At 45.4% G+C, this 12,157-nt stretch carries 10 protein-coding genes, 2 tRNA genes, 1 rRNA gene and 1 riboswitch; of the genes, 2 read left to right on the forward strand and 11 right to left on the reverse strand.

Annotated elements, in window-relative coordinates; genetic code table 11:
* Positions 1 to 80: 80 nt before the first annotated feature.
* Positions 81 to 1,022: a LysR substrate-binding domain-containing protein gene (locus tag A3712_RS07450; RefSeq protein WP_063522914.1), complete on the forward strand. Its 942-nt coding sequence runs from the start codon at positions 81 to 83 to the stop codon at positions 1,020 to 1,022.
* A gap of 122 nt (positions 1,023 to 1,144) precedes the next feature.
* Entirely contained in the window at positions 1,145 to 2,935 is a 1,791-nt protein-coding gene (locus A3712_RS07455; RefSeq protein ID WP_063522915.1) for an aminopeptidase P family protein, read from the forward strand.
* 136 nt (positions 2,936 to 3,071) lie between these two features.
* Here A3712_RS07455 and thiH read toward each other — a convergent pair whose 3' ends face one another.
* The 11 genes from thiH to rrf form a co-directional block, all read right to left on the reverse strand.
* Positions 3,072 to 4,184, reverse strand: a complete 1,113-nt coding sequence (thiH, locus tag A3712_RS07460; RefSeq protein WP_063522916.1) for a 2-iminoacetate synthase ThiH — start codon at positions 4,182 to 4,184, stop codon at positions 3,072 to 3,074.
* A gap of 7 nt (positions 4,185 to 4,191) precedes the next feature.
* Positions 4,192 to 4,956 (reverse strand): thiazole synthase, encoded by a 765-nt coding sequence (locus A3712_RS07465; RefSeq protein ID WP_063522917.1) that lies wholly within the window; start codon positions 4,954 to 4,956, stop codon positions 4,192 to 4,194.
* 2 nt (positions 4,957 to 4,958) lie between these two features.
* The gene (gene thiS / locus A3712_RS07470) at positions 4,959 to 5,168 is read right to left on the reverse strand and encodes a sulfur carrier protein ThiS (protein ID WP_063522918.1); all 210 of its coding nucleotides are present in this window, start codon (positions 5,166 to 5,168) and stop codon (positions 4,959 to 4,961) included.
* Positions 5,165 to 5,947 (reverse strand): HesA/MoeB/ThiF family protein, encoded by a 783-nt coding sequence (locus A3712_RS07475; protein ID WP_063522919.1) that lies wholly within the window; start codon positions 5,945 to 5,947, stop codon positions 5,165 to 5,167. Before A3712_RS07475 ends, thiS begins: the two co-directional genes overlap by 4 nt.
* Positions 5,937 to 7,229, reverse strand: coding sequence for a thiamine phosphate synthase (locus tag A3712_RS07480; protein WP_063522920.1), 1,293 nt, complete (start codon positions 7,227 to 7,229; stop codon positions 5,937 to 5,939). Before A3712_RS07480 ends, A3712_RS07475 begins: the two co-directional genes overlap by 11 nt.
* Positions 7,229 to 9,178 (reverse strand): phosphomethylpyrimidine synthase ThiC, encoded by a 1,950-nt coding sequence (thiC, locus tag A3712_RS07485; RefSeq protein WP_063522921.1) that lies wholly within the window; start codon positions 9,176 to 9,178, stop codon positions 7,229 to 7,231. Before thiC ends, A3712_RS07480 begins: the two co-directional genes overlap by 1 nt.
* A 128-nt stretch (positions 9,179 to 9,306) precedes the next feature.
* Positions 9,307 to 9,405, reverse strand: a riboswitch (TPP riboswitch).
* A 62-nt stretch (positions 9,406 to 9,467) separates the two neighbouring features.
* On the reverse strand, positions 9,468 to 9,851 hold the full coding sequence (crcB, locus tag A3712_RS07490) for a fluoride efflux transporter CrcB (RefSeq protein WP_063522922.1): 384 nt from the start codon (positions 9,849 to 9,851) through the stop codon (positions 9,468 to 9,470).
* Between the two features lie 100 nt (positions 9,852 to 9,951).
* Positions 9,952 to 11,334, reverse strand: coding sequence for a multicopper oxidase family protein (locus A3712_RS07495; protein ID WP_063522923.1), 1,383 nt, complete (start codon positions 11,332 to 11,334; stop codon positions 9,952 to 9,954).
* Between the two features lie 221 nt (positions 11,335 to 11,555).
* Positions 11,556 to 11,632: transfer RNA gene (locus A3712_RS07500), tRNA-Trp, on the reverse strand.
* Positions 11,633 to 11,691: 59 nt separating this feature from the next.
* Positions 11,692 to 11,768, reverse strand: a tRNA-Asp gene (locus tag A3712_RS07505).
* A gap of 79 nt (positions 11,769 to 11,847) precedes the next feature.
* Positions 11,848 to 11,963: ribosomal RNA gene (gene rrf / locus A3712_RS07510) — 5S ribosomal RNA — on the reverse strand.
* Positions 11,964 to 12,157 lie beyond the last annotated feature (194 nt).

Genomic DNA, 12,157 nt, shown 5'->3' on the forward strand with positions numbered 1-12,157 from the left:
TTTAGGTGCATAATAACCAACTGAAGATATGAACAAAAATGGCATATAATCATTAGCATTATTCCAATTAGGAAATTCACATGAACATCGAGAAACTATCACGCCTCGACCTCAATCTACTGGTTTGCTTGCAGGTGCTAATGGAAGAGCTGAGTGTTACGCGAACTGCACATCGATTATGCCTGAGCCAGTCAGCCGTGAGTAAATCATTGGCCAAACTTCGCGAACAATTTAATGATCCTCTTTTTACGCGAAGTGCACACGGCCTGCGCCCGACACCCAAAGCGGTGTTCCTTAAGCCACGGCTAGAAACACTGATCAATCAACTTGATGTACTTACCCAACCCGAGACTTTCATTCCCAACAACAGTGACCACAGTTTTCATATTGCAGCAGTTGAAAGTGTCTACCCGTTGATTCTTCCTCACTTCTTACCAGCGATCTTTCGCCAAGCGCCGAAGGTAAATATCAATACTCACGCTTGGACAGAGCAAACCTTTAAGAAGTTACAACTTGGTGAGTTAGACATCGGCCTCACTGGCAAAGACATCGACATCAACGATGCGCGCCTGACCATGCTGCCACCTGATGATATTTGTGAACAAGAGATCTACCGTGACGCACAGATGTGTGTATTGAGACGCAACCACCCCGCTTTGAGTGGTCAATGGGATTTAGAAACCTATCTGACACAGCGCCATGTTCAAGTAAGGTGTGACGGTAACGATCGCTGGCTACTCGACTACAAATTGGCAGACCTCGGCCATCAACGCGATATCGCTATCTCTGTGCCCGACTTCAACAGCGCGGCGAGCCTATGTACTTACACCGACTTTGTATTTACCGCACCAAGCCACTTCACCCATCTAGTTGCGAAGCAGCTCGACTTAGTGGTTGTGCCTCTGCCAATGGAATTTCCACCAATGGCATACACTCTGTTTTGGCACCGTGATAGAGAAAACGACCCAGCCTTAACTTGGTTACGAGATATCATCAAAGAAAAAACTCTGCACCTTAGATAAAAATGGCGTACAGCGTTTGCAGCAAACTGACAAAAACGCTAGCTTATTGACCTAATAAGTCCCCTCACAGGTATATCGGCTGTGAGTGTTAACAAGGACCCTAACAATAAGGATAAACACAGATGCACAATATCACTGCGGAACGCGTTACTACGGTTCGAGCTTGGCTTGAAGCAAACCACTTAGATGCTGTTATCATTCCACATGAAGACGAGTACCTAGGTGAATACGTTCCAGCTCATAACGAGCGACTTCACTGGCTAACCGGTTTCACTGGCTCTGCAGGTGCGGCTGTTATCACACGTGAAAACGCGGCTATTTTTGTTGATGGTCGCTATACCGTTCAGGTTCGCAAGCAAGTACCCGGTGAGCTATTTGAGTATCGCCACCTTATTGAAGAACCAGCTTTAGATTGGATCATCAATTCACTAGCACAAGGCAGTAAAGTTGCGTTTGACCCACGAATGCACACAGCCGCTTGGTTGAAAGGCGCACAAGCTAGACTGGCTGATAAAGTTGAACTTACAACATTAACAGCAAACCCGATTGATGAGCTTTGGTCTGATCGCCCTACACCTGTTGTCTCTGATGTTCGCCTCATGGCTACCGATGCCGTTGGCCAATCAAGTGAAAGCAAACGTGCAGAAATTGCAGGGCTACTAAAAGCCAAGGGTGCTGATGCCGCTATCCTTACTGAACTGGATTCAATCTGCTGGTTACTCAACATTCGTGGTTTAGACGTATCCCGTCTGCCGGTTGTATTATCTAATGCCATCATTCACGCCGATGAAAGTGTCGATTTCTTCTTAGAACCAGCGCGTATTCCTGCAGGCTTTGAAGCACACGTTGGTAATGGTATTCGTGTTTCTCACCCATCAGAGCTGGAAGCTCGCCTTCAATCTTTAGAGGGTAAGAATGTGTCTGTTGATTCAGGTACAAGCAATGCTTGGTACACACTTGTTCTTCAAAACGCTGGTGCCCATATCATTGAAGCCGCCGACCCATGCCTAATGCCAAAAGCTGCGAAGAACAAAACAGAAATTGCAGGTATGAAAGCATGTCACATCCGCGATGGCGTGGCGATGGCAAAATTCCTTTCTTGGATTGATACAGAAGTCGCGCAAGGTAACCTGCATAACGAAGCGGTATTAGCTGACAAAGTACAATCATTCCGTGAGCAAGATCCTACCCTGATGGACCTAAGTTTCGACACAATTTCAGCGGCAGGCGGAAACGCAGCCATGTGTCACTACAACCATGAGAACCAGCCTGAGCCGGGTCAGCTAGAAATGAATACGCTATACCTAGTCGATTCAGGCGGTCAGTACCTAGATGGCACAACAGACATCACACGTACTATCGCCATTGGCCAGCCAAGCGAAGAAATGATTCAACAATTCACCCTTGCACTTAAGGGTCACATCGGTATTGCACGTGCTCGCTTCCCACAAGGTACTCGTGGCTTCCAATTGGACACCCTAGCGCGTCAGCACTTATGGGCAGAAGGCTACGACTATGACCACGGTACTGGTCACGGTGTTGGCCACTTCCTTAGTGTTCATGAAGGTCCGCAAAGCATCTCTAAAAAGCTGATCGACGTTCCTCTTGTTGAAGGTATGGTGTTATCAAATGAGCCGGGTTACTACCGTGCCGATGAATTTGGTATCCGTATCGAAAACTTAGAGTTGGTTATTGAGCTTCAAACTCAAGGTGACTTCTCAGTGCTAACGTTTGAATCGCTAACACGTTGCCCTATCGATAAGCGCAATATCAACGTAGACCTACTAACACGTCAGGAGCTTGCATGGCTTAACGATTACCACCAAAAAGTGTGGAACGATGTTAGCCCATTAGTTGACGGTGTTACGTTAGAGTGGCTACGCCAAGCAACAACGCCACTAGCTCACGCTTAACGCCTAACTAGATAGGTAACTTAGCCACATCATTTTAGCTAAGTTAGATACGAAAACGGCTACCTAGGGGTAGCCGTCTTTATTTGTCGATATCACATCACTGATGTTTCACGTGGAACATCAATCAAGCAGCAAGTTAGCCAGAGTAAGCGCTGTGCCAATCTCGCCACACCGGATCGAAGCCACGTTGACGAATCATAGTTTCAACATCAGCAGCACCTCTCTCATCACTTATCTCAAATTGTTCAAGCTCTTCCTCACCAGAAGCATAGCCACCAGGTTGCGTTTTTGATGCCGCTGACATGCTAGTGATACCTAACGGAAGCACATTGTCGCGGAACGTTGCTGACTCACGAGTCGAAAGAGACAACTCAACCTCAGGGTTTAATAGTCGATAAGCACAGATAAGTTGAACTAGCTGTTTGTCGCTCATGATCGACTTAGGTTGTAAACCACCCTCACAAGGACGAAGACGTGGGAAAGAAATCGAGTAACGAGTTTGCCAGTAAGTACGTTCAAGATAGTCTAAGTGAGCAGCCACGAAGAAGCTATCCGTTCGCCAATCTTCCAGGCCAATCAAAGCACCGATACCTATCTTATCAATGCCCGCTTTTGCCAAACGATCGGGCGTTTCAAGCCGGTATTCAAAATCCATTTTGTTACCACGCAAGTGGTGTTCAGCGTAGGTACTTGGACTATACGTTTCTTGGTAGACCATCACGGCGTCTAAGCCTAGTGTTTTAAGCTCCGCGTAGTCGTCTTGAGCAAGCGGCTGCACTTCCATCGCGAGGTAATTAAATTGCGCTTTGATATTCGGCAACACCTCACGAAAGTATTTCATACCAACTTTCGTTTCATGTTCGCCAGTAACCAACAACACACTATCGAACTTCATCTTTTTGATGGCTGCGCTCTCAGCATCAATTTCATCTAAAGTTAATGTGCGACGCTTGATGCGGTTCTCCATCGAAAAACCACAATACGTACACGCATTCGCGCACAAGTTGGATAGATACAAGGGAATATACAACGACATCGTGTTGCCAAATCTCTTACGCGTTAGCGCCAACGATTGTTGTGCAATCTGCTCTAAGTAAGGTTCTGCGGCCGGAGAGATCAAAGCCTTAAAATCTTCTAAGTCTCGTTTGGGTTTACTCAGGGCTCGTTCAACATCCGCTGCCGTTTTACTGAAGATCGACATACCAATGTCATCCCAGTTGAGCTGTTTAAATCGATCAACAAACGTCATAGTAATGCTACTCGTCTAGGAAGGAAGTTAACGGACTGGAAGCAACCGCATGAGACACTTGACCTGCAAGACCAGCACGATAAGCCATACGCCCCGCTTCAACTGCCAACTTAAAAGCAATCGCCATTTCAACCGGTTGTTGAGAAGCAGCAATCGCGGTATTCACTAACACAGCATCAGCACCCATTTCCATCGCACGCGCCGCATGTGACGGAGCACCAATGCCAGCATCAACAATCACAGGGACATTCGCTTGGTCGATAATGATCTCTAAGAAGTCAGCTGAAGCGACTCCCTTATTAGAACCAATAGGTGCACCAAGCGGCATTACAGCAGCACAACCAACTTCTTCTAGGCGCTTACAAAATACAGGGTCAGCATGGCAATAAGGCAAAACAACAAAGCCATCTTTTACCAGTTGCTCAGCCGCGTTAAGTGTCTCGATTGGGTCTGGCATCAAGTATTTTGGGTCTGGGTGAATCTCAAGTTTAAGCCAATTGGTGCCAAGTGCTTCACGAGCTAAATGAGCAGCAAATATGGCGTCCTTCGCGTTCTTCGCGCCAGAGGTATTCGGAAGTAGGTTTACGCCAGCATCAATAATAGGCTGTAAGATATCGTCTTGCTCAGAACGAATATCGACTCTCTTCAGTGCCATGGTTGCCAGTTGAGAACCTGACGCTTCGATAGCACTCGCCATCAAATGCTTATTGGCGAACTTGCCTGTGCCAGTGAACAGTCTTGATTGAAATGTTTTATCTGCGATGGTTAACATAGTTAGCCCCCTGCAATAGCTTGAAAAAGAGAGATAGAGTCGCCTTCATTGACGATGGTTTGTTGCCACTGGCTGCGTGGGACAACCGCGTTATTGATAGCGAATACACACCCTAAATCAGGTAGCGAAAGCGAATGAATAATATCTGCAAGAGAAGATGATTTCGCGACCTGCTCTGGTTGCTCGTTTATTGAAATAGTTATATTGCTCATAGTGCTTCTTCTTCTAAATTATTGGTCACTGACGAATTGCACACCGGACATTCGATATCTTGCGTGACTATTAGGTCTTGCCAGCTCATGCTCCTACCGTCGAACAGCTTGAGCTTATGTGTCGCCACTTGAAACTCGCCACTGCCTATGCACTGAATAGCAGCAAGAGCTTGGAGGTTTCCAATAGTCCCGACCACAGGCCCAATGATGCCACTGTCGCTACAACGCGTTGTTTGTGTATGGTGGTCAAACGGGAAAAGACAGTGGTAACACCCCTGCTGGTTTTGATAATCGAAGACAACAAACTGACCTTTCCAACCAATTGCGGAGCCTGATATCAATGGTGTGTTAGCCTCGAAACACGCTTGGTTAACTTGTTGGCGGGTCGCGAAGTTGTCGGTACAGTCCAACACAACGTCAGCTAGCATAACTTCAAGCTTTAACTGGCTTTCTGCCATTCGCTTGTTGATGGTCCTAACTTGGCTTCTACCATTTAGCTCACTCAACTGTAGTTTCAACGCATCGACTTTAGCTGTGCCAAGATCGCTTTCTTTGAAGGCGACCTGTCGTTGTAGATTGGACGAGTCGACACAATCATCATCAACCAGCACGATTTTGCCGATGCCAGACGCCGCTAGATAAAGAGCCGCAGCATTCCCCAAACCACCACAACCAATCACTAACACATGACCGTTTAGTAGATTTCGTTGTCCTTGTTCACCGATTTCAGGTAATGCGATTTGGCGTTGATAACGTACAAATTCAAAGTCAGTCAGCATGGCACAACTCCTGACTAACCTCTTCATTAAAGGTTGAAGAGTTGCCATTCATAAGAGCTTCGAAAAACTCAATAACCGCTTTTGGATCTTCCGCCAACGTAATTGCACGCACTACCGCGAGGCTTGAGACGCCACAATTCCATACCTGTTCTGCCGTCGATTGGTCAATCCCACCAATAGCCACGGTCGGATAACCAACAAGTTCTTCACTGTATGGAATGGTATCAATTAGTTGTTGGTACAAAGATAAACGTACCAAACCTTGGGGCTTGGATGGCATCTGTTTCGTAGTGGTTGGGAAGATATGTCCTAACGCGATGTAACTTGGGTTTATTTGGATGATTCGTAGCAACTCATAGTAACCATGTGTCGATAGACCTATCTTGATTTCCGCTTTACTCAACTGTGAGAGGTTCGATTCTTCAATATCCTCTTGTCCCAAGTGAACACCAAAAGCGCCATGTTTGAGTGCAAGTTGCCAATAATCATTGATAAAAACTTGAGCTTGGTATTGCCTGCCGAGTGCGATAGAACGTGAGACTTGATGTTCCAAATCCGATTGCTGAGGATTCTTAATTCGCAGTTGCACCGTATTGATTCCAAGCTTAAGCAGCCTTTCAATCCAATCCACATGATCGACAACTGGGTATAACCCGAGGCTTTTCTTAGTCAAGTCAGGGAAAGACAGTGACGTTCCTTGATGGGTCCAGCCAACACTAATACTTAAATGCTTGTCTTCTAACACCGGAATTGGGAACTCTTGATAATGGCTTGGCCATGTTCCACGTGAAACATTAGATGCAGCGCGTGCTAGAACCAATGTATCTTCTAATGGGAAATCTAAAGCCAATAATGTGAGTAACCACGCAAAGTGATGGCGGCTATCTATTTCTTGATGATCGGTGGTAATACTTTTGATAGCTCGATTGGCGTTTAAGTGTGACCAAATATCTAATACCGTAGCCTCATCGGCTACACCGACATATATCGTATTAGGGTATTGCGCTAAAGCATCTCGAACATCTGTCAGCGATAACGACTCGTCATAACTTACGATGTGATCAAGCGAGCTTAGCTTCTCCGCTTCAGTTGAAACGACATCGGAAGCAAAGCCCATAGCAAGTGAGTGCTGAGAATCAACGATAGAGAAGTATTGAGTTGGGCTGACACCCAACTCAACTGCATCGGTTGCTAAACCTTGTCGCTTAGCAACCAATAGACAGTGTTGAACCTCCCCCGTTAACTCAATATATTGAGGTGGGATCAGAATTTTCACTGTCATTACTCCTCTAATTGAGCTTCTTTTGCACCAACGGCAGGATGGTAAAGTTCAGAGCCAGTATCGCGGAACTCTTGTGATTTTTGACGCATCCCTTCCAGCGGGTTATCTAGCATCTTAATCTCGATAGCCTGATCCGCTGCTACTTGTTCTGTGTCTTTCGCGTACTCTCTCACTTCCTGAGAAATCTTCATCGAACAGAATTTAGGTCCACACATAGAACAGAAATGCGCAACCTTACCTGATTCTTGTGGCAAGGTTTCATCATGGAAAGAGCGGGCTGTAGCTGGATCTAATGCTAGGTTAAATTGGTCTTCCCAGCGGAATTCAAAGCGCGCTTTAGAAAGCGCATTGTCACGGATTTGTGCACCTGGATGCCCTTTTGCCAAATCAGCAGCGTGTGCCGCCAGCTTATAAGTGATCAAGCCAGTCTTAACGTCCTCTTTGTTTGGCAAACCTAAATGCTCTTTAGGAGTCACGTAACAAAGCATCGCACAGCCGTACCAACCGATCATCGCAGCACCAATACCAGAGGTAATATGGTCGTAACCAGGGGCAATGTCTGTAGTCAGCGGGCCTAATGTATAGAAAGGCGCTTCATGACAATGCTCTAATTGCTCATCCATGTTCTCTTTAATCATGTGCATCGGAACGTGTCCAGGGCCTTCGATTATAACCTGTACGTCATATTCCCACGCCACTTTCGTCAACTCACCTAAGGTACGAAGTTCAGCAAACTGAGCCTCGTCATTGGCATCTGCAATAGATCCCGGGCGCAGGCCATCACCCAATGAAAGTGCTACATCGTACTTCGCACAGATCTCACAAATCTCACGGAAGTGGGTGTATAGGAAGCTTTCTTGGTGATGAGCAAGACACCATTTCGCAATGATAGAACCACCACGAGAGACAATGCCGGTAACACGCTTAGCCGTCATAGGGACATAGCGAAGAAGCAAGCCAGCATGAATCGTAAAGTAGTCAACGCCCTGCTCTGCTTGCTCAATTAAGGTATCACGCATAACTTCCCAGTTAAGGTCTTCGGCTACGCCATTAACTTTTTCAAGTGCCTGATACATAGGGACCGTACCAATTGGCACTGGACTATTACGTAGAATCCACTCTCGTGTTTCATGAATATTTCGACCAGTCGACAAGTCCATCACCGTGTCGCCGCCCCAGCGAGTTGACCAAACTAGCTTCTCAACTTCCTCTTCAATCGAAGAGCTTACCGAAGAGTTACCGATATTAGCGTTTACTTTCACGAGGAAATTACGGCCAATAATCATCGGCTCTGATTCTGGGTGGTTGATGTTTGAAGGGATAATAGCTCGACCTTCAGCAACCTCTTTACGTACGAATTCAGGGGTAATTTCTTTTGGAAGATTTGCGCCAAAACTATGACCAGGGTGTTGGTGGTTCAGTTGCTCATCTGCGAACTTCTGACGCCCCATATTCTCGCGAATAGCAATGTATTCCATCTCAGGAGTAATAACTCCCTTACGAGCATAGTGCAACTGAGTCACACATTGCTCGCCAGTCGCACGACGAATTCTAGGTAGGTTTCCGTAACGAAGGTCGTCTAAGGTTTCGTCCTCTAAACGTTCTTTGGTATAAACAGAGCTAACATCATCTAATAGCTCAGTATCACCACGCTCTTCGATCCACTGCTCTCTTAACTTAGGAAGGCCATTATAAAGGTCTATCTCGTGCGTTGGGTCGGTATAAACACCGGAGGTGTCATAGACATGAATAGGTGCATTTGGTTCAAATACAGGCTCTTTTTTGGTACCACCAACAAGGCTATCAGCGAGTGATATCTCTCGTACAGGGACTTGAATGTCCTCTCGAGAGCCTTGGATGTAAGCTTTCTTTGAATTTGGATAAGGTTGTACTGATAAAGAATCGATGAAATTCTTCGCTTCCAGTCTTGCTTGTTTACGACTCGACATAGCATTTTTCCTTGGCTTTTAGCCATTATTTATTGGGATAAAAATGCTTGACGGATTGATGCTACAAGAGGGATCACGGTAAGAAATACAGTTGTGATCTGGTGATAGATCTCTAGAGGGATTCTAGTTAGATATCTACTCTTGTTCCCTTCGCAGGTATTAGCCTGATCAGGTTCAACGGATCCCGAGTTAACGGTCTCAGCCATATGGCACTCCGACAAGTACTATCGAGTATATAAAAACGGCTTGGATAAACCAAGCCGAGTTGTTAACAAATCGTGAGGAGATTTTATGACTTTATCAAAAGTTGGAAGCCGATCCATGCTGCAGAAATACTCAAGACCACATTGAGTAGTACGTTTAGTCCCATTTTGAAAAATGCGCCTTGCTGCATTAAAAGAACGTTATCCATCGAAAAAGTTGAGAATGTAGTCAAAGCACCAAGAAAGCCCAAGCCAATGATCTGTCGCCATGGCTCAGTTGCAACCATCTCATTTTCAAATGCAGCGATCAGTAGACCCATAATGAAAGAACCAATCACGTTAACAGTTAGCGTACCATAAGGAAAACCACGCCCAAGCAGTAGTACACACAGTTCTGAAATCAGATAACGTGAACAAGCACCAAATGCCCCACCAATGGCAATAAAACCTAAAATAGACAACTGACCCATGAATCCTCCCAAATAACAGTCCCTATATTCTAGCTTTACCGCCGATAAAAGCGAGGATGGAAACTAAGAATGTATGCGCAAATATTAAACGTTACAGGTATCACTTAACTTCGATATAACCCATCAGCCCTGTTTTCATATGTTCAATCACATGACAGTGATACATCCAACGTCCGGGGTTGTCCGCTACAAATGCCGCTTTCGCTCGACCGTTCTTTCCAAGTAATACGGTATCCGTGTGAAAAGGCTCCTCAATTTTTTTGCCGTCTAAATCAAGTACCGTGAACGTATGACCATGTATATGGATCGGGTGATGGTATTGGGTAACATTCTTAAGATCAAATATATAAGTTTTACCGAGCTCTAATGTAGCGAGTGGTTCTGGGATATTGTTTTTACTCATCCCCTCCCAGGCTCTTTTATTGGTCAGCCAAAACTTAGGCATGGATTTCCCATCTTTGGAAACCGGAGACACCGCCCCTTCCCACTCAAACACAAAATCGATCTCTTCTGCGTTAGCGAGATCTAACTTAGGCACAGGATTAAGAGGTAATAGCGGAAGTGTTTGAACTTCTATGAGCGTGGAATCTACAACCTCAAACTCACATAAAGAAAAAGGAAAACGTCCCTTCATTTGCAGTACATTCACTCGCTTACCAGCCTTTGGAGCAATCAGACCGATGTCGACACGCATACCTGGGCCGATTTTATGTTCAGTCAACCTATAAGGTGTTTTTATCGGGTTACCATCTATGGCAATAACCCACGCTTCTGCACCTTCAACAGCGATAGGATAAGTGATTGTGTTATCGACATTAGCTATACGAAGCCTAGTCGTTGCATGTTGCTTTAGTTGATAAGTAGGCTCATGTACTCCATTAACACTGCTCCACTCCCCAGGAGTCCCCATACGAGCGCTAAGACGTGGGATCATTAAGTCCTTCCACTGTCCTTGTTTATCAAGGTGCCAGTGTTTAAGCATCAAAGCATGCTCTTCATCGAACTGAACTGGTGTGCTCTCTTCAACAACAATTAGACCGACTAAGCCCATACCAAGTTGTTTAACACTGTTCATGTGTGGGTGATACCAGAACGTGCCTGCATCTGGTGGCGTAAATTCATAGACGAACGTTTCACCGGGCATGATTGGTGGCTGACTCAAGAAAGGCACCCCGTCCATTTCTATAGGGATTCTTAAACCATGCCAGTGAATTGTGGTTGGTTCTGATAATTTATTAGTGAAACGAATCGTAACTTTGTCGCCCTGTCGACAACGAATTGTTGGCGCAGGGATCTGACCATTGAACCCCAAAACGTTAGTAGTAAATCCAGGAACAATTTCAGCAGTAGAAGGCTCAGCAGTTAAGTCGTAAACATACCCTCCCTTCTCATCAACCGACCTCTTCATAGAACAAGCAGGAAGGACTGTAAGTGCAGATATAGCGAGAGATGATTGAATAAATTTACGACGAGAGATGTCCATATTTGTAGCCTTTTAGTAATAACGACCAAAATGTAACAAAATATTGAGAATAATTCTCATAAAGAAATGAAGTTTGTGGCTTGGATATTAATAAACGAGGCCGAGATAAGTAAGTACTTACACTGTTTCATCAGAACTAGCGAAACGAGGGAATTGTTGACTGGAATTTGGAGCGGTGAAAAGCAAAAAGGCTCTAGCATTTCTGCTAGAGCCTCTTAATGTGGCAGGGGTGGAGAGATTCGAACTCCCAACACGCGGATTTGGAATCCGCTGCTCTGCCAATTGGAGCTACACCCCTAAAACTTTTTGTACTTTAGATTCGAAAAAACCTCGCATTAAGCGAGGTCATCGAATAAGTGGCGGAGTGGACGGGACTCGAACCCGCGACCCCCGGCGTGACAGGCCGGTATTCTAACCAACTGAACTACCACTCCGCAGTGGACTACTTGTCATCGCTGACAAGTCGTTCATAACACTTTTTCTTCACTTTTGAAAAGTGAAAATAAATTTGGAGCCTGGCGATGTCCTACTCTCACATGGGGAAGCCCCACACTACCATCGGCGCTATTGTGTTTCACTTCTGAGTTCGGCATGGAATCAGGTGGGTCCACAATGCTATGGTCGCCAAGCAAAATTTTGCTTTTACTTTCAGCTTTTTTAAAAGCTGAAGGCAAAATAATCTGGAAAGCTTATTAAAAGTCTTATCTCTTCAAACTCATTCAAGCGTTTGTATTTTTGAGTCCATCAAAACCCCTTGGGTGTTGTATGGTTAAGCCTCACGGGCAATTAGTACAGGTTAGCTCAACGCCTCACAGCGCTTACA

The sequence above is a fragment of the Vibrio sp. HI00D65 genome (genome assembly GCF_001635455.1).
Classification (GTDB): Bacteria; Pseudomonadota; Gammaproteobacteria; order Enterobacterales; family Vibrionaceae; genus Vibrio.